The 25,286-nt window shown below is 45.8% G+C and carries 29 protein-coding genes, 5 tRNA genes and 1 riboswitch; of the genes, 32 read left to right on the top strand and 2 right to left on the bottom strand.

Going from position 1 to position 25,286, the window contains the following annotated elements; genetic code table 11:
- Positions 1-56: 56 nt before the first annotated feature.
- From NIT04_RS16990 to NIT04_RS16900, 19 genes are all read left to right on the top strand, one after another.
- Complete coding sequence (locus tag NIT04_RS16990) at positions 57-710, top strand: adenylate kinase (protein ID WP_252504703.1); 654 nt, start codon at positions 57-59, stop codon at positions 708-710.
- A complete protein-coding gene (locus NIT04_RS16985; RefSeq protein ID WP_252504702.1) occupies positions 707-1,138 on the top strand; it encodes a hypothetical protein in 432 nt (143 codons plus the stop codon). The genes NIT04_RS16990 and NIT04_RS16985 overlap by 4 nt, the downstream gene beginning before the upstream one ends.
- Positions 1,138-1,356 (top strand): translation initiation factor IF-1, encoded by a 219-nt coding sequence (gene infA, locus NIT04_RS16980; protein WP_060203457.1) that lies wholly within the window; start codon positions 1,138-1,140, stop codon positions 1,354-1,356. The genes NIT04_RS16985 and infA overlap by 1 nt, the downstream gene beginning before the upstream one ends.
- Before the next feature lie 40 nt (positions 1,357-1,396).
- Positions 1,397-1,510, top strand: coding sequence for a 50S ribosomal protein L36 (gene rpmJ / locus NIT04_RS16975; RefSeq protein WP_076758849.1), 114 nt, complete (start codon positions 1,397-1,399; stop codon positions 1,508-1,510).
- A gap of 24 nt (positions 1,511-1,534) precedes the next feature.
- Positions 1,535-1,900, top strand: a complete 366-nt coding sequence (gene rpsM, locus NIT04_RS16970) for a 30S ribosomal protein S13 (RefSeq protein ID WP_252504701.1) — start codon at positions 1,535-1,537, stop codon at positions 1,898-1,900.
- 25 nt (positions 1,901-1,925) lie between these two features.
- Positions 1,926-2,315: a 30S ribosomal protein S11 gene (gene rpsK / locus NIT04_RS16965; protein ID WP_009499031.1), complete on the top strand. Its 390-nt coding sequence runs from the start codon at positions 1,926-1,928 to the stop codon at positions 2,313-2,315.
- 136 nt (positions 2,316-2,451) lie between these two features.
- Positions 2,452-3,396 (top strand): DNA-directed RNA polymerase subunit alpha, encoded by a 945-nt coding sequence (locus NIT04_RS16960; protein ID WP_252504700.1) that lies wholly within the window; start codon positions 2,452-2,454, stop codon positions 3,394-3,396.
- Between the two features lie 28 nt (positions 3,397-3,424).
- Entirely contained in the window at positions 3,425-3,805 is a 381-nt protein-coding gene (gene rplQ, locus NIT04_RS16955; protein WP_252504699.1) for a 50S ribosomal protein L17, read from the top strand.
- Positions 3,806-4,093: 288 nt separating this feature from the next.
- Positions 4,094-4,939: an energy-coupling factor ABC transporter ATP-binding protein gene (locus NIT04_RS16950; protein WP_252504698.1), complete on the top strand. Its 846-nt coding sequence runs from the start codon at positions 4,094-4,096 to the stop codon at positions 4,937-4,939.
- Positions 4,915-5,784 (top strand): energy-coupling factor ABC transporter ATP-binding protein, encoded by an 870-nt coding sequence (locus NIT04_RS16945; RefSeq protein WP_252504697.1) that lies wholly within the window; start codon positions 4,915-4,917, stop codon positions 5,782-5,784. The genes NIT04_RS16950 and NIT04_RS16945 overlap by 25 nt, the downstream gene beginning before the upstream one ends.
- Positions 5,784-6,587 (top strand): energy-coupling factor transporter transmembrane protein EcfT, encoded by an 804-nt coding sequence (locus tag NIT04_RS16940; protein ID WP_252504696.1) that lies wholly within the window; start codon positions 5,784-5,786, stop codon positions 6,585-6,587. The genes NIT04_RS16945 and NIT04_RS16940 overlap by 1 nt, the downstream gene beginning before the upstream one ends.
- A 1-nt stretch (position 6,588) precedes the next feature.
- A complete protein-coding gene (gene truA / locus NIT04_RS16935) occupies positions 6,589-7,329 on the top strand; it encodes a tRNA pseudouridine(38-40) synthase TruA (RefSeq protein ID WP_252504695.1) in 741 nt (246 codons plus the stop codon).
- A 173-nt stretch (positions 7,330-7,502) separates the two neighbouring features.
- The gene (gene rplM / locus NIT04_RS16930) at positions 7,503-7,940 is read left to right on the top strand and encodes a 50S ribosomal protein L13 (protein ID WP_252504694.1); all 438 of its coding nucleotides are present in this window, start codon (positions 7,503-7,505) and stop codon (positions 7,938-7,940) included.
- Positions 7,941-7,959: 19 nt separating this feature from the next.
- On the top strand, positions 7,960-8,352 hold the full coding sequence (rpsI, locus tag NIT04_RS16925; RefSeq protein ID WP_147057408.1) for a 30S ribosomal protein S9: 393 nt from the start codon (positions 7,960-7,962) through the stop codon (positions 8,350-8,352).
- A gap of 233 nt (positions 8,353-8,585) precedes the next feature.
- Positions 8,586-8,687: riboswitch (purine riboswitch) on the top strand.
- A 175-nt stretch (positions 8,688-8,862) separates the two neighbouring features.
- Positions 8,863-9,822 (top strand): nucleoside hydrolase, encoded by a 960-nt coding sequence (locus NIT04_RS16920; protein ID WP_252504693.1) that lies wholly within the window; start codon positions 8,863-8,865, stop codon positions 9,820-9,822.
- A gap of 47 nt (positions 9,823-9,869) precedes the next feature.
- Positions 9,870-11,084: a NupC/NupG family nucleoside CNT transporter gene (locus NIT04_RS16915; RefSeq protein ID WP_252504692.1), complete on the top strand. Its 1,215-nt coding sequence runs from the start codon at positions 9,870-9,872 to the stop codon at positions 11,082-11,084.
- 157 nt (positions 11,085-11,241) lie between these two features.
- Positions 11,242-11,538, top strand: coding sequence for a rhodanese-like domain-containing protein (locus tag NIT04_RS16910; RefSeq protein ID WP_252504691.1), 297 nt, complete (start codon positions 11,242-11,244; stop codon positions 11,536-11,538).
- Between the two features lie 227 nt (positions 11,539-11,765).
- Positions 11,766-12,479, top strand: a complete 714-nt coding sequence (locus tag NIT04_RS16905) for an N-acetylmuramoyl-L-alanine amidase (RefSeq protein WP_252504690.1) — start codon at positions 11,766-11,768, stop codon at positions 12,477-12,479.
- A 78-nt stretch (positions 12,480-12,557) separates the two neighbouring features.
- Entirely contained in the window at positions 12,558-13,616 is a 1,059-nt protein-coding gene (locus NIT04_RS16900) for an Mrp/NBP35 family ATP-binding protein (RefSeq protein ID WP_252504689.1), read from the top strand.
- 69 nt (positions 13,617-13,685) lie between these two features.
- On the opposite strand, the gene gerD is transcribed toward NIT04_RS16900, so the two are convergent.
- Positions 13,686-14,309: a spore germination lipoprotein GerD gene (gene gerD / locus NIT04_RS16895; protein ID WP_371922566.1), complete on the bottom strand. Its 624-nt coding sequence runs from the start codon at positions 14,307-14,309 to the stop codon at positions 13,686-13,688.
- 142 nt (positions 14,310-14,451) lie between these two features.
- Between gerD and NIT04_RS16890 the strand changes: the two genes are divergently transcribed.
- Entirely contained in the window at positions 14,452-15,144 is a 693-nt protein-coding gene (locus NIT04_RS16890; protein WP_252504688.1) for a KinB-signaling pathway activation protein, read from the top strand.
- Positions 15,145-15,309: 165 nt separating this feature from the next.
- Here the strand turns inward: NIT04_RS16890 and NIT04_RS16885 are convergent, their stop codons facing one another.
- Complete coding sequence (locus tag NIT04_RS16885; RefSeq protein ID WP_252504687.1) at positions 15,310-15,975, bottom strand: hypothetical protein; 666 nt, start codon at positions 15,973-15,975, stop codon at positions 15,310-15,312.
- A gap of 173 nt (positions 15,976-16,148) precedes the next feature.
- Here NIT04_RS16885 and NIT04_RS16880 point away from each other — a divergent pair.
- The 12 genes from NIT04_RS16880 (at position 16,149) to glmM (ending at position 25,234) form a co-directional block, all read left to right on the top strand.
- Positions 16,149-16,223, top strand: a tRNA-Asn gene (locus NIT04_RS16880).
- A 7-nt stretch (positions 16,224-16,230) separates the two neighbouring features.
- Positions 16,231-16,306 (top strand) — tRNA-Thr (locus NIT04_RS16875).
- A 152-nt stretch (positions 16,307-16,458) separates the two neighbouring features.
- Positions 16,459-16,533: transfer RNA gene (locus NIT04_RS16870), tRNA-Glu, on the top strand.
- A 104-nt stretch (positions 16,534-16,637) separates the two neighbouring features.
- Positions 16,638-16,722: transfer RNA gene (locus NIT04_RS16865), tRNA-Tyr, on the top strand.
- A gap of 85 nt (positions 16,723-16,807) precedes the next feature.
- Positions 16,808-16,882, top strand: a tRNA-Gln gene (locus tag NIT04_RS16860).
- A gap of 522 nt (positions 16,883-17,404) precedes the next feature.
- Positions 17,405-19,180, top strand: coding sequence for a bifunctional diguanylate cyclase/phosphodiesterase (locus tag NIT04_RS16855; RefSeq protein ID WP_252504686.1), 1,776 nt, complete (start codon positions 17,405-17,407; stop codon positions 19,178-19,180).
- Positions 19,181-19,250: 70 nt separating this feature from the next.
- Positions 19,251-20,156: an arginase gene (rocF, locus tag NIT04_RS16850; protein WP_252504685.1), complete on the top strand. Its 906-nt coding sequence runs from the start codon at positions 19,251-19,253 to the stop codon at positions 20,154-20,156.
- A gap of 170 nt (positions 20,157-20,326) precedes the next feature.
- Positions 20,327-20,890 carry an RNA polymerase sigma factor SigW gene (gene sigW, locus NIT04_RS16845; RefSeq protein ID WP_252504684.1) on the top strand — a complete coding sequence of 188 codons (564 nt, stop codon included), beginning with the start codon at positions 20,327-20,329 and terminating at the stop codon, positions 20,888-20,890.
- A 13-nt stretch (positions 20,891-20,903) separates the two neighbouring features.
- Positions 20,904-21,533, top strand: a complete 630-nt coding sequence (locus NIT04_RS16840) for an anti-sigma factor (protein ID WP_252504683.1) — start codon at positions 20,904-20,906, stop codon at positions 21,531-21,533.
- A 210-nt stretch (positions 21,534-21,743) separates the two neighbouring features.
- Positions 21,744-22,580: a diadenylate cyclase CdaA gene (gene cdaA / locus NIT04_RS16835; protein ID WP_305880115.1), complete on the top strand. Its 837-nt coding sequence runs from the start codon at positions 21,744-21,746 to the stop codon at positions 22,578-22,580.
- Positions 22,573-23,841, top strand: a complete 1,269-nt coding sequence (locus NIT04_RS16830) for a YbbR-like domain-containing protein (RefSeq protein ID WP_252504682.1) — start codon at positions 22,573-22,575, stop codon at positions 23,839-23,841. The genes cdaA and NIT04_RS16830 overlap by 8 nt, the downstream gene beginning before the upstream one ends.
- 40 nt (positions 23,842-23,881) lie before the next feature.
- On the top strand, positions 23,882-25,234 hold the full coding sequence (gene glmM / locus NIT04_RS16825) for a phosphoglucosamine mutase (RefSeq protein ID WP_252504681.1): 1,353 nt from the start codon (positions 23,882-23,884) through the stop codon (positions 25,232-25,234).
- The last annotated feature ends 52 nt before the right edge of the window (positions 25,235-25,286 follow it).

Genomic DNA, 25,286 nt, shown 5'->3' with positions numbered 1-25,286 from the left:
TAACAGGCGTGACCCTTGGGTAACACTGTTGTGAATAACGATGGAGGGCAAAACGTATGAACATCGTATTAATGGGTCTGCCCGGTGCCGGAAAAGGTACGCAAGCAGATAAAATTGTCGAAAAGTACGAAATCCCTCATATTTCTACAGGCGATATGTTCCGTGCTGCTATTCAGGAAGGCACGGAACTTGGAGTCAAAGCAAAATCGTTCATGGATCAAGGTGCCCTTGTTCCTGATGAAGTGACAATCGGCATCGTACGTGAACGATTGAGCAAATCCGATTGCGATAAAGGATTCCTACTTGATGGTTTTCCACGCACAGTTCCTCAAGCAGAAGCATTGGATGCGTTGCTTTTGGATATGGGCCGGAAGATTGAGCATGTGCTCAACATCAAAGTGGAGAAAGATGAACTTATCGCAAGATTGACCGGTCGCAGAATTTGCAAAGTATGCGGCACATCCTACCATTTGCAATTCAACCCGCCAAAGGTTGAAGGCAAATGTGATAAGGATGGCGGGGAACTTTATCAGCGAGCGGATGACAATCCGGAAACCGTCACGAACCGTCTGGAAGTAAATATGAATCAAACAGCACCGCTATTGGCGTTCTACGACGACAAAGGCGTGTTGACGAACATAGATGGACAAAAAGACATCAATGATGTTTTCAAAGATCTGGACGCTATCTTGCAAGAGAGTGGACAGTGATCCTTTCCGGACGCAATTCATGCACGCCATATTGTGGGCAGCATCGCACTGTTGCACGGAAAGAGCGTATGATTAACGAGCTGCAAAAGCATATGGTGCCCGGTATAGGAACTGGTGATAATCCATTGGCGGCACGGTTTTGGGACGTCATAAATGCAAATGCCCACCGGGGTGGGTATAATGTAATAGATGTTCGAAACTGTGTAGCAAGGATGGAGCACACCAACGGCAATCCTGTCGTTAGTGTCTTTTCCGATGCGATTTTCCACAACAAAAGTCGGGGACTGACTAACGGGAAACGAAGTGTGACAGACGTCTTTCGAACATCACTCATGCAATCCGGACATATGTTGAAGGAAGCTTTGAAGGCGACTGCTGCCGCTCGATGGTTAAGACCTTTATTGGATATAGAAGGGAGACAGGATTGATGGCGAAGGACGACGTAATTGAAGTTGAAGGTACCGTAGTCGAAACGTTGCCGAACGCGATGTTCAAGGTGGAATTGGAAAATGGTCATACGATTCTTGCACATGTTTCAGGCAAGATTCGCATGCACTTTATCCGTATCCTGCCTGGCGACAAAGTGACGATGGAACTCTCACCTTATGATTTGACACGCGGTCGTATCACATACCGTTTCAAATGAAACTTTTGCAACTCCGGAATATTGAAGGAGGTTGGGTAAGATGAAAGTAAGACCATCTGTAAAACCGATCTGCGAAAAATGTAAAGTTATTCGCAGACGCGGCCGAGTAATGGTAATCTGTGAAAATCCAAAACATAAACAAAGACAAGGCTAATACAAAGGGAGGTGCACAATCTATATGGCACGTATTGCTGGAGTAGACGTACCACGCGATAAGCGCGTAGTCATTTCATTGACATACATTTTTGGAATTGGTAAAACAACTGCACAAAAAGTATTGGCGGCTGCAGGCGTTTCTGAGGAAACACGCGTCCGTGATCTTACTGATGCAGAGCTTGATAAAATCCGTGAACAAATCGACAGCTTGAAAGTTGAAGGGGACCTTCGTCGTGAAACTTCCCTTAACATCAAACGTTTGATGGAAATCGGTAGCTTCCGTGGAATCCGTCACCGTCGTGGATTACCTGTTCGTGGACAAAACACGAAAAACAACGCACGTACACGTAAAGGTCCTAAACGGACAGTTGCTAACAAGAAGAAATAATAGGTAAAGGAGGTTTTTCGTAGACATGGCACGTAAACAACAAACTCGTAAACGTCGTGTGAAAAAGAATATTGAAACTGGTATTGCACATATCCGTTCGACGTTCAACAATACAATCGTAACGATCACTGATAGTCATGGGAATGCCCTATCTTGGTCCAGTGCTGGTGCATTAGGATTCAGAGGTTCCCGTAAATCAACTCCGTTTGCTGCACAAATGGCTGCTGAAACAGCTGCCAAAACTGCTATGGAGCACGGCTTGAAGTCTTTGGAGGTTACTGTTAAAGGACCGGGTGCTGGTCGTGAAGCTGCAATCCGTTCACTACAAGCTGCAGGTCTAGAAGTAACTGCAATCAGAGACGTAACTCCGGTTCCACATAACGGATGCCGCCCGCCGAAACGTCGTCGTGTATAATGGTTTGTTCTCCATTTGATTGAAAAGCACAATTTTTGGTAAAACTAAATTGTGTGATTGCATTTTGATTTCTTTTGATAATCGATTTCAATATGGAACGGCCTATATACTAGACGTTTTGAAGGAGGGTAAATGAATGATCGAGATTGAAAAACCGAAGATTGAAACAGTTATGATCAGCGAAGATTCCAAGTTCGGTAAATTTATTATTGAACCATTGGAACGTGGATACGGAAACACTTTAGGGAATTCCTTGCGCCGCGTGCTTCTTTCCTCATTGCCAGGAGCTGCCGTGACATCTATCCAGATCGACGGAGTTCTTCATGAATTCTCTACAATTGAAGGTGTCGTTGAAGACGTTGCAACAATTATTTTGAATGTGAAGAAACTTGCTCTCAAAATCTATTCAGACGATGAGAAAGTGATTGAAATAGATGTGAAAGGCGAAGGGACGGTCACTGCTGCTGATATTACCCATGACAGTGATGTCGAAGTGCTAAATCCGGATCTTCAAATCGCTACACTAGGCAAGAACGGTCATTTGCGTATGCGGATGTATGCTGTTCGTGGCCGTGGGTATGCACCTTCCGATCAAAACAAACGTGAGGATCTTGCGATTGGTGTTATTCCGATCGACTCTATTTACACTCCAGTTTCACGCGTCAATTTCCAAGTCGAGAATACTCGTGTAGGTCAAAGCACTAACTTTGATAAGTTGACCTTTGACATTTGGACAGATGGCAGCATCGGTCCGAAAGAAGCTGTTTCGCTCGGAGCAAAAATCCTGACGGAGCATTTGAATATTTTCGTCGGAATGACTGACGAAGCACAAACTGCTGAAATTATGGTGGAAAAAGAGGAAGACCAGAAAGAAAAAGTGCTTGAGATGACTATCGAAGAGCTTGATCTATCTGTTCGATCTTATAACTGCCTGAAACGCGCAGGCATCAATACTGTTCTTGAACTTGCTAACAAGTCCGAGGAAGAAATGATGAAAGTGCGCAACCTTGGCCGTAAATCACTTGAAGAAGTGAAGGCGAAATTGGACGAGTTGAACCTCGGGTTACGCTCGGAAGATTAATCAACTAGATTGAGGGAGGGAAACTTCTATGGGTTACAGAAAACTTGGACGTACAAGTTCACAACGTAAAGCAATGCTTCGCGACTTGGCGACAGACCTAATCGTGCATGAGCGCATCCAAACAACAGAAGCGCGTGCGAAAGAATTGCGTTCAGTCGTTGAAAAGATGATTACGCTTGGTAAACGCGGTGACTTGCATGCACGTCGTCAAGCGGCACAATTCATTCGTCGTGAGTTGGTGACAACTGAGGACGAAGAAGGCAATGAGAAAGAGATCTTTGCACTTCAAAAATTGTTCGATAACGTTGCACCACGCTACGCAGATCGCCAAGGCGGCTACACTCGTATTATGAAAATGGGACCTCGTCGCGGAGACGGAGCACCTGTTGTAGTTATTGAACTAGTTTAATTAAAACCAACAACCGAGGGTGTGTCTGGCATACGCACAGCCACGCCCTTTTCTTATTTAAATGATTTATACGACAATATTAAAAGCTGGAGTGTTACGATCGACGGTTCAGCCGTTCGGTCTAGCTCTACGCATCTCATCCGCTGATCCGGATTGAGCACCCGGTATCAGAATAGAATGGAGCGCATTTCTTCGGATGAGGTGCGCGCTTTTTTTATTTATATCGAGAAAAAATTGTAGTATTCAGTTGTTTCATACATAATCGAAAAAATGCCGGAGGTGAAAGATGTGAAGGAAATTTTGTCGTTGGATCACGTGTCCTATTCGTACGAGTCGGAAGACGGCGAAACGCGCAGAGCGGTTGACGATGTCAGCTTTACTGTGCGGGATGGTGAGTGGATTGCTATCGTCGGTCATAACGGATCTGGCAAATCAACGTTGGCGAAACTGATGATCGGTCTGTTATTTCCAGAAGAAGGCAAAGTGAAGGTGTTTCTGGAGGAACTGAACGTAGACAACCTGTGGGAAATCCGTTCAGATATCGGGATCGTCTTTCAAAATCCGGACAATCAATTCGTCGGCTCGACCGTCCAGGATGATGTCGCGTTCGCTTTGGAGAACAACGGCATTCCTTTCGAGGAGATGGTGCCACGTGTCCACGAATCACTTGCGCAAGTGAAAATGGAAGGATTTCTGGATCATGAGCCTCATCATCTATCCGGCGGACAAAAACAGCGTGTGGCAATTGCCGGAGCGCTTGCCATGCGCCCGAAGCTGCTCATTTTGGATGAGGCGACTTCCATGCTAGATCCGCAAGGTCGCGATGAAGTGATTCATGTTGTCGATGAACTGAAGCGGGCGACCGGACTCACGGTCATTTCCATTACACATGATCTCGAGGAAGTGCTGTTGGCGGATAGGGTCATTGTGATGAATGATGGGAAGTTAATGATGACCGGCAAGCCGGAGGAAATTTTTGCGCATGGAGACAAGCTGGAGGCAATCGGACTGGATTTGCCTTTTGCAGCAAGGTTGTCGCGCTCCCTTCGCCAGGCAGGAATTGCGATACAAGGGGAACATATGACGGAAGAAGAGTTGGTGAATGAATTATGGACATCTCACTTCAACAAGTAGGCTATTCATACGCAAAAGGCACGCCTTTTGAAAAAAGAGCGCTTTATGAGGTGAATGCTTCAATTAGATCAGGGTCGTATACAGCTGTCATCGGGCATACGGGCTCGGGCAAGTCGACGTTGCTCCTTCATTTGAATGGGCTTCTGAAGCCTACTGAAGGGGTAGTTCGCATCGGAGACGTGGATATCACTTCCGATACGAAAGCGAAAGAGTTGAAAAAGATTCGCAAGCACGTCGGCATCGTATTCCAATTTCCCGAGCATCAGCTCTTCGAGGAAACTGTTGAGAAGGACATCATGTTCGGCCCGCTGAATTTTGGAATTCCTGAAGAGGAGGCGAGGCAGCGTGCCCATGAGTTGATCAAGCTGTTGGGATTACCAGAAGACGTTGCTCAGAAGTCTCCATTCGATTTATCCGGAGGGCAAATGCGCCGGGTTGCAATCGCGGGAGTCCTTGCATTCAAGCCGTCTGTCCTCATTTTGGATGAACCGACGGCGGGTCTCGATCCACGTGGGCGGAAAGAAATCATGGAGCTCTTCAATAAATTGCATAAAGAGGAGAATTTGACGACGATTCTCGTTACGCACAGCATGGAAGACGCGGCGAGATATGCCGATCAAGTCCTCGTCATGCATGAGGGGCGTTCTGTCATGGCAGGCACGCCTGAAGAGGTGTTCGGGGATGCTGAGCAGCTGAAGTCTTTCCGGCTCGGCCTGCCGCATTCTGTGGCGTTTCAGCATGATGTTGAAAAGCTGTTCGGCAAGCGGCTAGGAACTTTGGCATTGACGGAAGAGCAACTTGCTGGCGCTATTGCTGACGCTTTGAAGGAAGAAGGTGAGCGATAATGCTGGAGAAGATGATCTTTGGCCGATACGTGCCGGGGGATTCGTTCGTCCATCGACTGGATCCGAGATCGAAGCTGCTGTTCGTCTTTCTTTTCATCATCGCGGTGTTTTTAGCGAACAATACGGCGACGTACGCTCTCCTATTAGCGTTCACATTGCTCGTCATCGCCGTCGCGCGGATTCGGCTCTATTTCCTGTTCAATGGATTGAAACCGATCCTCTTCCTCATCATTTTCACATTGCTCATGCACTTCATTTTCACTAAGGAAGGCGCGCTGCTGTTCGACTGGAAGATCATCAAGATTTACGAAGAAGGGGTCAGGCAAGGGATTTATATATCCATCCGCTTCCTCGTCCTCGTCCTCATGACGACCATATTGACGTTGACGACGTCACCCATATCCATCACTGATGGAATGGAGACACTATTGAATCCGTTGAAGCGTATTAAATTGCCTGTCCACGAGCTTGCATTAATGATGTCGATCTCACTTCGATTCATTCCGACTTTGATGGATGAAACCGACAAGATATTGAAAGCACAGCTTGCCCGTGGTTCCGATTTGACGAGCGGAACGATTAAAGAGCGGATTCGGGCAGTAGTGCCCCTCCTTGTCCCTCTTTTCGTCAGCGCGTTCAAGCGGGCCGAGGATCTCGCCATTGCGATGGAAGTGAGAGGGTATCGGGGCGGCGAGGGAAGGACGAGGTATCGTCAATTGCAATGGCACTGGCGTGATACATCGGTCATCATCCTCTTCCTCATTTTAGTCGCTGCTCTCTTTTGGCTGAGAGGAGGGAACTGACATGAGACGGGTCAAGGCCACTGTCGCCTACGACGGTACAGGCTATGCAGGTTACCAGTTCCAACCGAATATGCGGACGGTGCAATCCGTCATCGACAAGGCGCTTGTGAAGCTTCATAAAGACAACTCCATTTACTCGGTAGCGAGTGGCCGAACGGATGCTGGCGTGCATGCATGGGGGCAAGTGATCCATTTCGACACGCCATTGGAGCTGCCTCTCGATCGTTGGCAAATGGCGCTGAATGTTTTATTGCCGAAAGATGTGAGGATCGTCAAAACGGAGTTCGTTGATGATGACTTCCATGCACGCTATTCTGCGACCGGGAAAACGTATATGTTCAAATGGTCGTCGAGCGAAGTGCAAAGCCCTTTTGAACGCAATTATGCCGTTCACTTAGGGAAGTGGCGGCCGGATGTCGAGAGGATGCGTGAGGCTGCCAAGTATATCGTCGGCACGCACGATTTCACGAGCTTCTGTTCATCCAAGACCGCGACTGAGAATAAAGTCCGGACGGTGCGGGAATTGAGAGTTGAGCAACGAGGCGAAGAGCTGATCATGACGATCGAAGGCGACGGTTTTCTGTACAATATGGTACGGACGATTGCCGGTATGCTCTTTGCGGTAGGCATCGGCTGGAACGAGCCGCAGGACATGAAGGAAATCCTTGAGGCGAAGGACCGAAAAAAAGCAGGGAAAACAGCGCCAGCACACGGTTTGTACTTGATGAATGTCACGTATTAGACTCGAGTCAACTTTTCCAGGCGTTTTCTAATAAAACGCTTGACTTATTCTTGCTTTCAATATAAGATGATAAATGGTATTTCAATAACCCCACAATAAGCCCCGGAAAGTTTATTTGTGTTTAGGGATAGAGAAAACGGAACAGATTTGATAATTTTAGGAGGAAACAATACATGCGTACAACATTCATGGCTAAAGGTCACGAAGTAGAGCGTAAATGGCTCGTTGTCGACGCTGAAGGACAGACGCTTGGTCGTCTAGCTTCTGAAGTTGCAGCAATTTTGCGCGGCAAAAACAAACCTACGTTCACACCACACGTTGACACAGGTGATCACGTTATCATCATCAACGCTGAGAAAATCCAATTGTCTGGGAATAAATTAAAAGATAAAATCTACTATCGCCACTCTGGCTATACTGGTAATCTTAAACAACGTACTGCTCTTGAAATGCGTACAAACTACCCAACTAAAATGTTGGAACTTGCGATTAAAGGGATGCTTCCAAAAGGCCCTCTAGGTCGTCAAACTATCAAGAAACTTCATGTCTATGCTGGACCGGAACATCCACATACGGCACAAAAACCAGAAGCATACGAGCTTCGCGGATAATTAAGAGGAGGAAACACTTTTGGCACAAGTACAATATATCGGCACTGGCCGTCGTAAAAGCTCAGTAGCTCGTGTACGTCTCGTACCTGGCGAAGGTAAAATTGTCGTCAACAACCGTGACGTAGAAGACTACGTACCATTCGAAACACTTCGTGAAGTGATCAAGCAACCACTTGTAGCTACTCAAACACTTGGCAGCTATGACATCCATGTAAACGTCCACGGTGGCGGATACACAGGTCAAGCAGGCGCAATCCGCCACGGCGTTGCACGCGCTCTATTGACTGTAGATCCTGACTTCCGCGGTACATTGAAAGCTGCAGGATTGCTTACTCGTGACTCCCGCATGAAAGAACGTAAAAAATACGGTCTTAAAGGCGCGCGTCGTGCACCTCAGTTCTCAAAACGTTAATCTACGAATATGTACAGCCCTTTCCCGAGATTATTCGGGAAGGGTTTTTTTTGTTTGTATGTATTGGAATTAAATAGTATGGCATTTAGTTTTACGGAACTTTCTATACTTTGAAAGCGTAAACACGAAGAATGAGTTGTCAAAATAAAATAACATTCGTGTTTTTAATTGACTATGTAAAAGTTTCTATGCTATAAATATAAAGTGAAAAAACAGCTTCACAAAATGTGCAATAATTTCATTTAAATAATAAATGTATATGCTTGGGAATATGGCTCAAGCGTTTCTACCTGGTAACCGTAAACTACCGGACTACATGAAAAACTGACTGGAAACATTATCTTTCCATTGTTTTTCGTGAATTGGTAAACCGGGTAGAATCTATCTGGTTTTTTTGCATTTCATCCAGAAAAGAAGATGCCGGAAGAAGCATATGAATAGCTTCCCGCTAATAACGGGAGACTAATCGAGAGTGATTCAAATAATATATATTGTAGAGGATGGGACAGCATGACGAAGAAACCTATTTATTTCAACCACGACGGTGGAGTCGACGACCTTATATCATTATTCTTATTGCTTCGAATGGATAATGTTGAACTGACAGGTGTATCGGTCATTCCTGCCGATTGTTATTTAGAGCCGGCTGTTTATGCAAGCCGGAAGATCATTGATCGCTTCGGGAATGGCGTCAGCCTCGATGTAGCTGAATCTAACTCCCGTGGAAAGAATCCTTTCCCGAAAGACTGGAGAATGCATGCGTTCCTTGTCGATGCTCTGCCAATTTTAAATGAATCCGGAAAGATTGTTACGCCTGTAGCGGAAAAGCCGGCACATCTTCATATGATCGATGCGATTCGAAATACGCCAGAGAAGACAACTTTATTATTCACAGGTCCACTTACTGACCTTGCCCGTGCATTGGACGAGGCTCCGGATATTGAAGAGAAAATCGAAAGACTCGTTTGGATGGGCGGCACTTTCCGTGAAGATGGAAATGTTCATGAACCTGAACACGATGGGACAGCGGAATGGAATGCGTTTTGGGATCCAGAAGCAGCGGCACGTGTATGGAAAACAAACATAGAAATCGACTTAGTCGCTCTGGAAAGTACAAATCAAGTACCGTTGACGTTGGATGTGCGTGAGCGTTGGGCGAAGGATCGCAAATATATCGGGGTTGATTTTCTCGGTCAAAGCTATGCAATGGTACCGCCTCTTGTCCACTTCAAAACAAATTCCACGTACTATTTATGGGACGTGTTAACAACTGCCTTCATCGGTAAAAAAGATCTTGTTAAAGTACAAACGGTAAACAGTATTGTCATTCCAGATGGACCAAGTCAAGGACGTACAGTTGAAACACCTGACGGGCGCCCTGTAAATGTTGTTTATGATGTGAATCGCGACGCTTTCTTCGATTACATTACCGAATTGGCAAAGCAAGTAAGCGGAGAAAACTCCAAGTAATATAAACGAGTCAATAACTCAAATTTCAACATGACGGGAGAGATACTATGCAATACATCTGGGGAATTTGCGGCATCATCGGTATTTTAGCGATTGCATGGGCCTTATCGACAGCACGTAAATCCATTAATCCGAGAACTGTTTTTGGTGCTTTAGCTATCCAAATTATATTTGGTTTTATGGTGTTGAAATGGGAGTTCGGAAGAAAAATTCTGGAATACGTTTCAGGAATTGTCCAAAAAGTGATTGACTCATCCAATGAAGGAATTCAATTTTTGTTTGGAGGAGTACTAGGGGCAGAAGGTGCAGGCTTCACCTTTGCATTTCAAGTGCTGCCCATTATCATTTTCTTTGCTTCCTTAGTAGCAGTGCTTTACTATTTAGGAATTATGCAATTTTTGACGAAAATCCTTGGAGGACTTTTGGCGAAGGCCCTCAAGACGAGTGAGACCGAATCGATGTCGGCTGCTGCCAATATCTTTCTTGGTCCAACAGAAGCCCCGTTAGTCGTCAAACCTTATATTGAAAAAATGACTAGATCAGAGTTGTTTGCAGTAATGGTAGGCGGCTTGGCATGCGTATCGGGTGCTGTTTTAGGCGGTTACGCCATGTTAGGTGTCCCTATTGAATATCTATTGTCGGCAGCTTTCATGGGTGCTCCAGCGGGATTATTGTTTGCGAAAATCATCGTTCCTCAAACGGAAAAGCTAAACACAGCTGAAGATGTTCAAATGGTGAAAGACACGGAATCCAGAAACGTCATCGATGCGGCATCTCGCGGGGCGATGGATGGATTGAAAATAGCGGTTGGTGTAGGTGCAATGTTAATCGCGTTTATCTCTCTCATCTATTTGATTAACCTGATCACTGGAGCAGTTGGCGGGATCTTTGGATTTGAATCGTTAACTCTTGAGAAGCTATTAGGTTATCTTTTCTTCCCAATTGCCTTCCTCATTGGTGTTCCTTGGGAGGAAGCATTGCAAGCCGGTTCATTCATTGGGCAAAAATTCATACTGAACGAATTCGTTGCCTACACTTCTTTTGCACCTGAAATCGCCAATCTGTCACCTAAGAGCGTCGCGATGATCAGCTTTGCGCTATGCGGCTTTGCCAATCTTTCAGCGCTAGCAATGCTCATTGGCGGTTTAGGTGGAATGGCGCCTTCTAGAAGACAAGATATTGCGGAGATGGGATTCCGAGCAATCATTGCGGCGACACTTGCCAATCTGACAAGCGCGGCCATTGCGGGAATGTTAATTTAACTGAAGCGCGGATATGATTATTTCTGCTTGAAACTCATTAAAGGGACTGCTGATTTTGTAGCAGTCCTTTTTGTTCGGTAATTGACAATCAAAGTGCTGGACGTTACGCTGCGCTCGTAGTTAAGATGAAATAAGTGAATACTAGGAGGTTTTTGACATGAAAGAAATAACGACAGCAGAACTGAAGCAGAAGCTTGAGAATGGTGAAACCCTTCATATGATCGATGTAAGGGAAGAGGATGAAGTAGCGCAAGGGATGATTCCCGGCGCAATCCATATTCCGTTAGGGGAAGTTCCGGACCGTTTGGAAGAGCTCGATCAAGCGACGCCGTATGTGATCATTTGTCGATCAGGCGGCCGTAGCGGACGCGCAGCAGAGTTTTTAGAGGCGCAAGGATATGACGCGACAAATATGGTCGGCGGCATGTTGGACTGGCAAGGAGACGTTGAATAAGCAATGTGGAAAGAGGCCCATGCGGCTTCTTTTTTGTTGTTCACGTCTAGACTCCGGGCGCTAGCTGCTCGGGTCATAAGTTAAAGCTACTACGTGGCAAAGACCGCCACTTCGTATCTTTTTCTTATGCCTGTCGCAGCTAAGCAAGCGCCCTTCGCTTTTGTTGATACAAGCATTCATATCTTGGCCAAGGCCTGCGTATAGTGGAGGAAAAAGGCGGTGTGAGATTGAAACGATGGCTTATCATCGGGTTGTTATTTGCAAGTTCCCTTCTTGTTGTGCTGTACGGTGTGAATGCCTCGGACAGAGGGTTTTTCATGCCTGAGCAGCTTGGAGGGGTGAAGATTGTCATTGACCCTGGACATGGTGGATTGGATGGAGGGGCATCAGTAGGAGATGTTGTTGAGAGGGATATTACACTAAGCATTGCGCATGAGTTGAAAAAGAGACTGGAAAAGAAGGGTGCAATGGTTGTCATGACGCGTGAGAAAGAGGGAGACGCCCTTGCGGAGCATGCACCAAGTGAGCAGTTTGGAACGATTCGGCAAAGGAAGATGGCTGATTTAAAACTGCGTGAAAACATTGCGATTGAAGAGGATCCTGATATGTTCCTCAGCGTCCATGTCAATGCAATACCAGAGCAAAGATGGCGAGGTTCCCAAGTGTTTTATCATGCTGAAGGACATCCTGGAGGAGAACTTTTAGCAAAATCAATTCAAGGTTCTTTCGTTCAGAATCTGAAAAATACGGAGCGTGAAGCCTTGGCGATCAAAGGTGTGTATTTATTAAAAAAGGTTCCGATGCCTTCAGTACTTATAGAAACTGGATTCATCTCGAATCCTGAGGAACGGGCGTTGTTGACGGACCCTTCTTATCGCGGGAAAGTGGCGGATGCGATTGTCGAAGGAATCATTCAATTTCATTTATCCGAAAAACAATGAAAGTGAATTCAGACTTTGAAGAAGGAGCAATATGGTATACTTAGGGAAGAATGAATAAATCTCTAAGGGGTGGCCATATTGATTAACGAACAAATTGTCCGTGATGTTGTAGGCGAGTTGAAGGATCCGTTTTTACATAGAACCCTTACGGAAACCGATGGAATTGTCAGCGTATCGGTTAAACCGGAGAAAAAGCATGTCAGTGTAAAATTGGCCATCGCTAAAGTCAACACAGCGGAGCAAATGAACTTGCAGATGAAAGTTGTTGAAGTGATAAAAGCGGCTGGGGCAGATTCAGTCGGTATCCGCTTTGAGGAACTGCCGCCTGAAACGCTTGAAAAATTCCGCGGCACAGCAACGGAGGCGGAAGCTCAGGACTTACTGTCTCCATTGAATAATATTGAATTCATTTCAATTGCATCCGGAAAAGGCGGCGTCGGGAAATCGACGGTCTCTGTGAACTTGGCAGTTGCACTCGCACGCCTCGGGAAGAAGGTTGGTTTGATCGACGCGGATATTTACGGGTTCAGCGTTCCGGATATGATGGGTATTACCGAGTTGCCGGTCATCCGCGAAGATCGGATCATTCCGGTGGAGCGTTTTGGAGTGAAAGTAATTTCCATGGGGTTCTTCGTGGAAGACAATGCTCCAGTCGTATGGCGAGGTCCGATGCTCGGGAAAGTGCTCGATCAGTTTTTCCGTGATGTGGATTGGGGTCCTCTTGATTATCTCATCCTGGACTTGCCGCCTGGTACAGGGGACGTTGCCCTTGATGTCCACCAAATGATTCCTTCATCGAAGGAAATCGTAGTTACAACGCCTCATCCGACTGCTGCGTTTGTAGCGGCACGCGCGGGGGCTATGGCTCTCCAAACGGATCATGCACTTTTAGGAGTCATCGAAAACATGGCATGGTTTGAATCGAAACTGACAAACGAAAAGGAATATGTATTCGGTCAAGGAGGAGGCACCCGGTTAGCGGAAGAATTACGCACCGAGCTTCTAGGACAGATTCCACTTGGGCAACCTGATTGGAATGAGACTGATTTTGCCCCTTCCGTCTATGCGGAAGATCATCCGATTGGCCAAACGTACACGAAAATTGCACAGGCAGTTATCGATAAAACACAAAAATAAAGTAAAACGTTAATCAGTGGGGGGGTGTCCTCCCACTGATTTTTCGTTTAGATGAAAGTGGTAGTGGGGTTATTTGCCGCCACCACCGCCACCGCCTCCACCAGCACCGCCGCCGCCTTCACCACCACCGGATTCACCGCCACCACCGCCACCCTTCTCGGTTGGCGCTACTTCACCGGCTTTTAGAATTAATTCTTGCCATTTCGCTTTGAGCAACGGACTGTTAATCGTTTCTTCAATAGATTTTTCCATCTGTTTTTTCATATTTGCCGATTGCAATATCGTTTCCATCTGCTTTTGCATATCAGCCTGTCCGAAAAACTCCACCATTTCTTTTTGGAATGAAGAGTCGTTTATTAATTTCGACATAATATCCTGTTGTTGGTCTTTCATGCTTTTTGCTATTTTTTCGGTGAATTTTGGGTCCTCGAATGCCTGCTTCCAAAAATCCTTTCCTTTATCCGATAATAACGTATCCTCGATGGATTTTTTCACTTCCGTCTGTTCGAGTACCATCAATTCCCTGAATTCGGGGTCGGACAGCATTTTCCGGACAGCTTTTTTGCCATCTTCCGTCTGCAAAGCATCCGTCATCATCTTCTTCATTTCATCGTAATTCGGTCCTTGCTGTTGCATGCTGCAGCCCGATAAGAGTATGGCGAATACAAGTAAATGAACCCATTTTTTCATCATGAGATCAATTTCCCTTCCGATTGCTTTTTCAATTATTGTTCACAATATAAGGAGGAATATGCATTACGCATTTAATGAAATAGATTTTTCCGCGAAACGCTGATACACTATTGGGAGCAATTAAAAACGGGGGAACAGTATCGTGACCATACGAAATTGGGTTAAATTCTTTTTTACTGCATTGTTAATTGGTGGAATTGTCACGGGGATTCTAGGGTTGATCGTCCGTTGGGAATTCTTTTCACAATATTTATCGGCTGGAGAGTACATGGAGTTTCTCAGTGCATTTTTATGGATGATCTTCCTTGGCTTCACGATGAGCGTCGTCGCACAGATGGGCTTCTTCGCCTATTTGACGGTGCACCAATTCGGCGTGAACCTATTCAAATCATTGACGTTATGGAATTGGGTGCAGCTGCTGATCATCGCCGTAGTCATCTTTGACTTGGTGTTCTTCAGATTTAAGCTGACGGCAGGGGAAACAGGGCGGACAATCCTTTATTTGACGTTGCTGTTTTCGTTATTGGCAGTATCCATTGTTACGGCTTATTTCAAAGCGAAATGGACGAAAAAGCATACACTCATTTCCGCTCTGTTTTTCATGATTGTCATTACGACGCTCGAATGGCTGCCGGCATTAATGGTCCGGTCAGGCAATATCGATACATGGGTGACAATTTTATTATTCCCGCTTCTCGCGGTTAATGCTTATCAAATACTTATGCTGCCGAAGTACAACCGCCAATCCGATGAGGACAAAGCAAAACTCGATGCACGTAGACAGGCGCGCAAATCGAACACGGCAAAAACGGCGAAAACGGCGAAGGCAAAATGACAAGAAGCGCAGTTCCTCAAATATGGGAACCGCGCTTTTGTTTACGTCTAGACTCCGGGCGCCAGTGTCTCGGGGTCATAAGTCAAAGATGCTACGTGGCAAAGACCGCCACTCCACATCTTTGTCTTATGCCTGTCGCCACTAGGCAGGCGCCCTTTGCTTTTGTTATTCCGGCATTTTTTTTGTCTTGATGGACATGTTGAAAAGGACGTCTTCCAATGATTTGTTCTGCCGCGTTTCAGTCAGCTTCTTAAAATTGGTTAAGGTAATCCGTTCTTCGCGGTGGTGGGGCAACGAAATAATTTCTCCTTCGATGACTGGCGGCGGCTCTCCCGTATGCCAGCGGACTGAAGAACCGAGGGCGTTCACTTCGGTATCCCAAAGCGTGCTTCGCAATGAGTAAGGGAACTGCTCATCGAACGTCCTAAACCATAACGGCTTGACCCCGAAAAACTTCTCGTACACTTCCAGTTGTTCGACCAATAAAGGTGTATTCTGTTCATACTCCATCCCGGCATGTCCCAATAAGCCGGTTGGGATGTTGCGTTTCTTGATCAATTGTACGATTTCGGGAAAGCGCTCGGCCCATTCCATATCAAGAAGAAGCAATGGATAAGGAGATTGTAATTCACTGATTAGCTCCTCCACTTCCTCGTCACCGAATGAAATATTAATTGTCAATGCGGAGCCCGACATTCCCCTGACGATGACTTCATTCGGCTCGTCCGTCAAACGGAAAACAGTCTTTAATGAATCAGAACCGGGCATGCTTGGGAAAAATAGTGCGGCTGCGCAGCAGATGATTATGAGTATAATTAGTTTTGCTCTCAAGTCATATCCCCTTTGAAACGAAGTAATCTATAAGGTACTTTATGATAGAGGCTTGACCAATATGATTGGACATGCTAATATAAAAAAGTCGTCACGGGGTAATGAAAAAAGAGTTGATTTTTTTCTGCATCTCGGCTAAACTAAATATTGTCGTTGGAACAATTAATTACGATTCCGCAGTAGCTCAGTGGTAGAGCAATCGGCTGTTAACCGATCGGTCGTAGGTTCGAATCCTACCTGCGGAGCCATTATTATGCTTCCATAGCTCAGTAGGTAGAGTGCTTCCATGGTAAGGAAGAGGTCACCGGTTCGAATCCGGTTGGAAGCTCCAGATGAAACTTGCGAATTCTGTTTCATGGGAAGACGCTTTTTTTATGTCAGCCTGCAGCTTGGAAAAGAAATTATAAAAAAGGCTTGCACAATGTAAGTAAGTTTGTTAATATAACATTTGTGCGCTTCAGAAGTAGATTCTAATTTTAATATGGCCCCTTGGTCAAGCGGTTAAGACACCGCCCTTTCACGGCGGTAACACGGGTTCGAATCCCGTAGGGGTCACCATGTTTGTTTTTTTACTTTATAGAAGAGGGAGCGTACACTAGTACGTGACCGAGTGAACGATAGAAGCTGACAAAGAGATGCGCAGCTTATCACAATTTTAACCTGGTGGGGTAGCGAAGTGGCTAAACGCGGCGGACTGTAAATCCGCTCCCTCAGGGTTCGGCGGTTCGAATCCGTCCCCCACCACCATTTATACATATAGCAATAATGTTACGTGACTGACTGATCGAGTGTAGCTGACGCAGTTGTGCGAAGCTTATCTCAATTTTAACGTTGGGGTATAGCCAAGCGGTAAGGCAACGGACTTTGACTCCGTCATTCGTTGGTTCGAATCCAGCTACCCCAGCCAAACTTTTTTAGCGCTTCGCGATAAAAAAGTTTTGCGAGCAATGCCGCAAGGTAATTGCGAGCAAATTGGTTTTAATTAAAAAGAAATTATTAAACAACCCCACAAACTAAATACAAACCCACCCAAATCCATCAAAAGATAGGATTTTTTTTATTGCCTAAAATCCCCCAACACTTTCGAAAAATGTTCATTCAGCTAACCCATCTTATACAGATTTTACGGGTATCATAGAAAGGTATAGTAGAGACAGCTAGAAGCAAGCCTGTGTAAGGAATGAGAACTTCTTCGATAGAAACGAGAACTTCAACGGCAAGAACGAGAACTCCTTAAAGAGGAATGAGAACATTTCTAGCATAAACGAGAACTTTAACAACAGGAATGAGAACATTTCCGGCATAAACGAGAACTTATGAAAGAGGAAGGAGAACTTGCGATACCCCGTATTGATTTCATGCCTGTATAGTTACGACAGTAATTCAACTAAACGACAGCAAGAGGGTTAGCAGAAAGGATTTGGTTCCTATGCATGACTATTATAAAACAATGCGAAAAATGACGGGATTAGACAATCAGCAGGATGTGGAGGCGATGCTCGCTGATATAGCGTTTGCCCTCGATCAATCAGTCATCATCGCGATGACCGACCGCACTGGAACAATCACCTATGTCAATGAATTGTTCACGAAAATATCCAAGTATGAAGCGGAAGAGCTGATCGGGGCAAATCACTCGATCATTAATTCCGGCTATCATCCGAAAGAGTTTTTCAAAAACATGTGGACGACAATTGGACGGGGGAAGGTCTGGCATGGAGAAATCCGCAACCGTGCGAAGGATGGCAGCTTCTACTGGGTTGATACGAAAATTGTTCCGTTTTTGAATGAAAAAGGGATTCCAAACCGATATATCTCCATCCGCTATGATATTACGAAACGAAAGCTCATGGAGGAGAAGATTCGCAAGGACGCGGAAATCTACCGTAAGATTGTCGAAGAAAACCGTCACCTTGCGTATAACGATCAACTAACGTCTTTGCTCAATCGCAATGCTTTCGCCAAAAAGCTGCGTGCGGCTATTACTGAACAGCAGAACACTGGGTCAAGACTAGGATTGGTTTATTTGAACATTGACAGACTGCGCAATGTGAATGACTCCTTTGGACAGGAAACCGGGGATTATGTGCTGTCGATTGTCGCGAAGCGGTTGAAGAAAGTACTCCGTGCTGAGGACATCATCGGCCGAATTTCTGGTGATGAATTTTCATTCACGTTAACGGAGGCGGCGAATGAAGAAGAAGCTGAGCAACTGATGGAGGAAATAAAGGCCAGTTTGGAAAGTCCAATCAGCATTGACGGTGAACTATGCACCATTTCCACTAGCAGCGGGATTGCACTATTTCCGAAGCATGCGAAAACGGCATCAGAGCTAATTATGAAGGCCGAAAAGGCACTTCATTATGTCAAGGAGCGTGGCGGCGGAAACTATAAAGTGTACGAGCCGGGGACAGCGACGCAAACGTTGGAACGCATCTTATTGGAGAATGAATTACGTAAAAGCGTTCAAATGGGGCATTTTACGTTGGAATATCAACCAAAAATGAATTTGTCGCGCAGAAATTTGTCAGGGATTGAGGCTTTAGTTCGCTGGATCCACCCTGATCTCGGTCGGATCCCGCCGGATAAATTCATCCCTTTGGCGGAGGAGACGAAAATCATCTTGCCATTGGGCGAATGGGTGTTGCGGGAAGCTTGCAAGCAGGCAGTGAAATGGAAACGTCAAGGGTATACACCTTTTCGGATGGCGGTAAATATGTCGACTGTCCAGCTGGAAGATCCCGATATCGTCGAGACGATCAAGCGGATTTTATTCGAAGAGGAAGCTGAACCGGAACTGATTGAAATTGAGCTGACCGAGAGCTCCTTCGCGGATCGGGCGGAAATGCGGGATACGATTCAACGGATCAGGGAGTTAGGCATGCATGTCTCGATAGATGATTTTGGGACGGGGTACAGCACGTTCAGCTATATAAAAGAACTGCCAGCAGATACAGTGAAAATCGACATGTCATTTGTGAAGGACATCGATGTGAATGAAAACAGCAGGGCAATCGTCAAGGCGATCGTAACGTTGGCTGACACGGCGGGCCTCAATGTTATCGCTGAAGGGATCGAGACAGAAGAGCAAGCGAATATCCTCCATAGATTAGGCTGTAGAGAAGGTCAAGGATATTTCTTCAGCAAGCCTCTGTCTCCAATAGACTGTGAATTCATGTTTTCGAAATCCGTGGAAAATGAATAAATATCCGTAAACTTGTCAGGTTGAGCCATTCCATTTAACGAATTACAATATGGATGGGGGGCTGACAAATATGAAAAAAATGAATATATCATTAATAGGGGTTCCGCTAGATTATGGGCAAAGCCGTAGAGGCGTGGACATGGGACCGAGCGCCATCCGATATGCTGGAGCGGTAAATAGATTGAAAGCAATCGGACATACGCTGAAGGATGAGGGGGATGTCCAAGTAAGTGCTGTCGAACGTAAGGATCGGGAAGTTGCAAAGTTGAAAAACTTGGAGGAAGTTGTCCAAGCGACGACTGAACTCGCAAACCGGGTAGCTGATGTCGTAGAGAAAGGGAACTTTCCGCTCGTTCTCGGAGGCGATCACAGTATTGCCATTGGGACAATTGCAGGTTTGACCGCAAAATATAAAAACTTAGGCGTCATCTGGTATGATGCGCATGTCGACATGAATACGTCGGAAACTTCACCTTCAGGTAATATCCATGGAATGCCGCTTGCGGTCCTGATGGGACGTGGCCATGAAAGACTAGTAAATATTTTCAAAGAAGGGCAGAAAGTGAAGCCCGAAAACATTGTCATCATCGGGGCGCGTTCAGTTGATCCGGGCGAGCGTGAATTAATTAAAGCTCTAGGCATCAAAGTTTTCACAATGCATGAAATTGACCGGGATGGCATGACTTCGGTCATGAAGGAAGCGATTGATTATTTGAAGGCGAAGAACCTGGATGGGGTCCACCTATCACTGGATTTGGATGGCCTCGACCCACTCTACACACCTGGAGTCGGAACACCGGTGCCGGGTGGAATAAGCTATCGCGAAAGCCATCTCGCAATGGAAATGCTTGAGGATTCGGGTTTGATCACGTCTGCTGAGTTCGTCGAAGTTAATCCGATTCTCGATGAAAGAAACAAAACTGCAGATGTCGCAGTTGGACTGATGGGATCATTGTTAGGGGAAAAATTATTATGAGGATGACGCCTGGATTCCGATCCAGGCGTTTTTTTGTAAAGAGTTTCCCAAAAAGACGGAAATAACTATCAAACTTTGGTAAAATAAAAAATATGGATTAAAAAATGAAACCTGTTGGACCCTTCAATCGTATAGAAGGAACAGCCGCATAGAGCGGAGGATGAAAGTCATTGGATGAATTGGTCAATAAAAGAATAAATGAAGTGATCAAAGGCGATCAGGATGCATTCGAAGAAATTGTCACCATGTTTCAACATCGGCTGTATCATGTTTGTTATCGAATGCTTGGCAATCCCCAAGAAGCGGAAGATATAGCCCAGGAAGCTTTTGTACGTGCTTATGTGAACATTCATACGTATGATCAGAAACGAAAGTTCTCTACGTGGTTATTTCGGATTGCAACAAATTTATGCATCGACAGAATCCGCAAAAAGAAGCCGGATTATTATCTCGATGCGACAGTACCTGGAACGGATGGCCTCAACATGTACTCGCAAATTGCAGCGGCCGGCGACTTGCCGGAGGAAGAAGTGGAGCGTATGGAAGCGCAGGACCGTGTCCAGTATGAGATTGGACGGCTTCCCGAAAAATACCGTACCGTCATCATTCTTCGCTATATGGAAGAATTGCCGTTGCAGGAGATCAGTGATATTTTAGAGTTACCACTTGGTACTGTAAAGACCCGAGTTCACCGTGGACGGGAAGCGCTACGGAAGCAAATGGGTAATATGTAGGAGGGAATTAAGTATGAATACGTGTCAGGAACCAATAATCCATTTAATGCACGCGTATTTAGACGGAGACATAAGCCGAGAAGATGAGCAGATGCTGCAAAAGCATTTAGCTGCCTGTGAACATTGCAGGGATATGATGGATGAACTGAAAATGTCGGCTTTATTCCTGAAGGATGCTGCTCCAATCCAGGCACCGGACGGATTTGTCTCGGGCGTCATGGCACGTCTCCCGAAAGAAAAATCGCAAGCCGGCTTTCAGCGCCTATTACGCAGGCACCCACTCGTGGCTGCGGCCGCACTATTTTTACTATTAATGAGCGCAACGCTCTTTTCAAGCTATAGTAATGATCAGCAATTCTCCTTCACGAAGCAGCCGAATCTTGTCGTCGAAGGGGAAACGGTCGTCGTTCCTGCCGGAGAAGTCGTGAAAGGGGACATCGTCGTCACAAATGGCAATCTTCGGATCGAAGGGGAAGTGGATGGCAATGTAACTGTTATCCACGGCGCAAAATATATGGCATCGACAGCAGTCGTTACAGGGAAAAGTGAAGAGATTGATCAAGCTTTCGACTGGCTATGGTATAAAATCAAGTCGACAGTCAAGGATATTTTCCCGTCCTCCAACGAGGAGCCGCAGGAATAATAGCAATGACAGCGATCGCCTTCCCGGCAATGGGAGAGCGGTCGTTTTTTTATATTAAATGAATGAACGATTAACACATAGGGGAAGGAAACAAAACATCAACCAAAACGTTCCCATTAGTAACCAGTCCTCTTTCGTTTTCAAGAGCATTGAAACTGGGCTGTATGATATACTGAAGTAAAGAATTTGCGATGAAGGTGAGGGAAGCGCATGCCTGGTTGGGAAATGATTACAAACTCAAGTCCGATTGAAATACTGAAAAATATAGTGGATGTGCTTCTCGTCTGGTTTGTTTTCTATAAATTGATCACCATCATAAAAGGCACGAAAGCGGTACAGCTGTTAAAAGGGATATTCGTCATTTTATTCGCCCAATTCCTGACTGAATATCTTGGGCTCAATACATTGAAGTGGATGATGGAGCAAGTGCTCACATTCGGCTTTCTTGCAGTCATCATCATCTTCCAGCCTGAATTGCGCCGTGCCTTGGAGCAGTTAGGGAGAGGCCGTTTATTTGCGAGGTCGGCAATGCAGGAAGAAGAGGAACGTGATCGCATGATCGAAGCCTTCACCAAGTCGGTGAGCTATATGGCAAAGCGGCGTATTGGAGCGCTTATTTCGATTGAACGGGAGACCGGACTCAGCGAGTATATTGAAACCGGGACTCCGTTGAACTCGATTGTTACGTCGGAATTACTCATCAATATATTCATTCCAAATACTCCGTTGCATGACGGAGCTGTCATTTTGCAAAAGAATCGGATTGCAGCTGCCGGCTGTTACTTACCCCTATCGGAAAACCCTTTCATTTCAAAGGAGCTCGGAACTCGGCACCGGGCGGCTCTCGGCATCAGTGAAGTGACCGATGCCATCACGATTGTCGTATCCGAAGAGACGGGTGCCGTCAGCATCACCGCAAATGGGGATATCAATCGGAATCTGTCGATGGAGGAATTTGAGAAACAGCTTCGGCAAGTATGGTTTGGAGCGGAAACTGAAACTTCATCCACTCCATTCTGGAAATGGGGGAAACAGAAAAATGGATAAGTTAATGGATCGACCATGGTTCCTTCGTTTCACTGCATTGGCGCTTGCCATCATCCTTTTCTTTTCCGTCCAGGCAGATGATGAAACGAATAGTTCCACGGTCGGTGATACCCAGGATGTTCTTCGTGATGTCCCGGTGGAAGTGTTTTATGATAATGAAAATCTTGTTGTAACGGGAGTGCCGAAAACGGTCAATATATCAATTGACGGACCTTCGAACCTTGTATCGACAACAAAGCTGTTAAGGGATTTCACATTGAGAGTCGATCTGAGGACCCTAAATTTGGGACGTCATACTGTGGAAATAGAAGCGGAAAACCTTTCGGAAAAGCTGAATGTGAGAATAGATCCTCCGACGGTGGATGTCGTCATCGAGGAGAAAATATCCAAACAATTCAAAGTCGACCCTGAGTTGAACGAACGATTGCTGGCAGAGGATTTCTATGTCGATAAAATGGAAGTCGAGCCTTCCACAATTCAAGTGACAGGCGCTAAAAGTGTCGTGGAAGCGATCAGCTTCGTGAAGGTTTCGGTAACCGGGGAACCGGGAATTAATAAATCATTTGAACAAAAGAGCCGAGTACGTGTACTCGACCGGGATTTGAACAAATTGAACGTCAAGATTGAGCCTGAAGAAGTGACGGTCAAAGTGGAAGTTAAAGAAAATAGTAAAGAAGTGCCGATCGTCCTCAGGGAAAGAGGCGTTCCGGGTGAGAACATCGTCATCGACTCGATCCTCACGAATACAAAGACGGTGACACTTTTCGGACCGCAGAAGACGCTTGAGAATATAGACGAGCTCCGAGTAGATGTCGATATTTCGAAGGTGAAGGAATCACAAACCGTAGAATTGAACCTTCCAAAACCGAAGGGTGTTTCCAAGCTATCGGCTGATAAAATCAAGGTGAATATTAACGTGACCACTATAAGTGGTGACGATTCTCCTCCTGACGTATCGATCACTCCAACCGAGGAGGATGTAACAAAGGAGTTTAAAAACATCCCTGTCGCTGTGAAAGGGTTAGATGAGAAATATAGCAGCACCTTTTTGAAGCCGACAGATGGAGTTGTCGATGTGACAGTGACTGCGAAAGAGGATGTCATTAATTCAATCGACGCTTCGGACTTCGATATTAGCATCGATGCTTCCGGTACGGATGAGGAAGGAGAGCATGCATACCCGCTCACTGTAGTTGCACCTGATAATATTGCTTGGAAGCTTTCAGAGAATGAAGTTACATTGGAAATAAGGCTTGCATAATGAAGAAGTTGATTATGAGCATTGAAAGGGAGTATGGACAATGACAAAGTATTTCGGGACGGATGGCGTCCGTGGGATTGCCAATAAAGAATTAACGCCAGAGCTTGCTTTTAGGCTTGGCAGGATTGGCGGATATGTGTTAACGAGAGATTCCCAGGAGACATCCCAAGTACTTGTAGGACGGGATACCCGTATATCCGGCCATTTGCTGGAAAACGCTTTGATTGCAGGTCTGTTATCAATGGGAGTCGAAGTGATGAGGCTCGGAATCATCAGTACGCCGGGTGTCGCATATTTGACGCGTGTCATGAATGCACAGGCGGGTGTCATGATTTCAGCATCACACAATCCTTTTGAGGATAACGGCATCAAGTTTTTCGGCGCGGACGGGTTCAAATTGACAGATGAGCAGGAAGAGGAAATTGAATCACTCTTGCATGAAGAGACAGATCGCCTGCCTCGTCCAGTAGGTGCGGATGTCGGCACTGTGACGGATTACTTTGAAGGTGGCCATAAATACATCCAATACTTGAAACAGACAGTCGATGAGGAATTCACGGATCTTCATGTCGTCCTTGACTGTGCACATGGCGCGACTTCTTCATTGGCAACGCACGTCTTTGCAGATCTCGATGCGGACCTGACGACAATCGGCGCATCTCCGAATGGCTTGAACATCAATGACGGCGTTGGATCTACACATCCCGAAGGACTCAGCCAGCTAGTGGTCGATAAAGGTGCGGACATCGGACTTGCTTTTGACGGAGATGGAGACCGTCTCATTGCAGTCGATGAACTCGGTCGTGTCATTAATGGTGACCAGATCATGTTCATCATCGGCCGCCATCTCCAATCGAAAGGCCGTCTTAAATCCGATACGATCGTATCCACGATCATGAGCAACCTCGGCTTTTACAAAGCATTGGAGCGCCACGGCATGATGAGCGTAAAGACTGCTGTTGGGGACCGCTACGTAGTTGAAGAAATGAGAAAAGGAAATTACAATCTCGGCGGAGAGCAATCGGGCCATATCATTCTCCTCGATTACAATACGACAGGGGACGGCCTGTTGACTGCCTTGCAACTCGTCAACATTATGAAGCGAACTGGTCGGAAGCTATCCGACCTAGCAAGCGAGATGACGATTTATCCGCAGGAACTAGTCAACGTCAGAGTTACTGATAAAAACAAAGTGACTGAAAATGCAAAAGTCGCTGCAGTTATTAAGGAAGTTGAAGAGGAAATGGCTGGCAACGGCAGAGTGCTCGTCCGTCCATCAGGAACGGAGCCACTCGTCCGTGTGATGGTCGAATCACCGGATCACAATACTTGCGAACGCTTTGTCAACCGCATTGCGGACGTTGTGCGTGAAGAAATGGGTATAGAAGAATAAGAAATGGACTGGAAACTTCTTATAGGGGAGTTTCCAGTTTTTTTGTGGAATA

Origin of the sequence: Sporosarcina sp. Marseille-Q4943, from assembly GCF_943736995.1 — a bacterium.
Taxonomy (GTDB): Bacteria; Bacillota; Bacilli; order Bacillales_A; family Planococcaceae; genus Sporosarcina.
Note: the sequence above shows the minus strand (reverse complement) of the source record. Positions and strands in the feature narration are given on the sequence as shown.

Excerpts from the sequence above, each read along its gene's own strand:
- NIT04_RS16990 (WP_252504703.1), top strand. The coding sequence starts at position 57 with ATGAACATCGTATTAATGGGTCTGCCCGGTGCCGGAAAAGGTACGCAA.
- infA (WP_060203457.1), top strand. The coding sequence starts at position 1,138 with ATGGCGAAGGACGACGTAATTGAAGTTGAAGGTACCGTAGTCGAAACG.
- rpmJ (WP_076758849.1), top strand. The coding sequence starts at position 1,397 with ATGAAAGTAAGACCATCTGTAAAACCGATCTGCGAAAAATGTAAAGTT.
- rpsM (WP_252504701.1), top strand. The coding sequence starts at position 1,535 with ATGGCACGTATTGCTGGAGTAGACGTACCACGCGATAAGCGCGTAGTC.
- rpsK (WP_009499031.1), top strand. The coding sequence starts at position 1,926 with ATGGCACGTAAACAACAAACTCGTAAACGTCGTGTGAAAAAGAATATT.
- NIT04_RS16960 (WP_252504700.1), top strand. The coding sequence starts at position 2,452 with ATGATCGAGATTGAAAAACCGAAGATTGAAACAGTTATGATCAGCGAA.
- rplQ (WP_252504699.1), top strand. The coding sequence starts at position 3,425 with ATGGGTTACAGAAAACTTGGACGTACAAGTTCACAACGTAAAGCAATG.
- NIT04_RS16945 (WP_252504697.1), top strand. The coding sequence starts at position 4,915 with ATGGACATCTCACTTCAACAAGTAGGCTATTCATACGCAAAAGGCACG.
- NIT04_RS16940 (WP_252504696.1), top strand. The coding sequence starts at position 5,784 with ATGCTGGAGAAGATGATCTTTGGCCGATACGTGCCGGGGGATTCGTTC.
- truA (WP_252504695.1), top strand. The coding sequence starts at position 6,589 with ATGAGACGGGTCAAGGCCACTGTCGCCTACGACGGTACAGGCTATGCA.
- rplM (WP_252504694.1), top strand. The coding sequence starts at position 7,503 with ATGCGTACAACATTCATGGCTAAAGGTCACGAAGTAGAGCGTAAATGG.
- NIT04_RS16920 (WP_252504693.1), top strand. The coding sequence starts at position 8,863 with ATGACGAAGAAACCTATTTATTTCAACCACGACGGTGGAGTCGACGAC.
- NIT04_RS16915 (WP_252504692.1), top strand. The coding sequence starts at position 9,870 with ATGCAATACATCTGGGGAATTTGCGGCATCATCGGTATTTTAGCGATT.
- NIT04_RS16910 (WP_252504691.1), top strand. The coding sequence starts at position 11,242 with ATGAAAGAAATAACGACAGCAGAACTGAAGCAGAAGCTTGAGAATGGT.
- gerD (WP_371922566.1), bottom strand. The coding sequence starts at position 14,309 with ATGATGAAAAAATGGGTTCATTTACTTGTATTCGCCATACTCTTATCG.
- NIT04_RS16855 (WP_252504686.1), top strand. The coding sequence starts at position 17,405 with ATGCATGACTATTATAAAACAATGCGAAAAATGACGGGATTAGACAAT.
- rocF (WP_252504685.1), top strand. The coding sequence starts at position 19,251 with ATGAAAAAAATGAATATATCATTAATAGGGGTTCCGCTAGATTATGGG.
- NIT04_RS16840 (WP_252504683.1), top strand. The coding sequence starts at position 20,904 with ATGAATACGTGTCAGGAACCAATAATCCATTTAATGCACGCGTATTTA.
- cdaA (WP_305880115.1), top strand. The coding sequence starts at position 21,744 with ATGCCTGGTTGGGAAATGATTACAAACTCAAGTCCGATTGAAATACTG.
- NIT04_RS16830 (WP_252504682.1), top strand. The coding sequence starts at position 22,573 with ATGGATAAGTTAATGGATCGACCATGGTTCCTTCGTTTCACTGCATTG.
- glmM (WP_252504681.1), top strand. The coding sequence starts at position 23,882 with ATGACAAAGTATTTCGGGACGGATGGCGTCCGTGGGATTGCCAATAAA.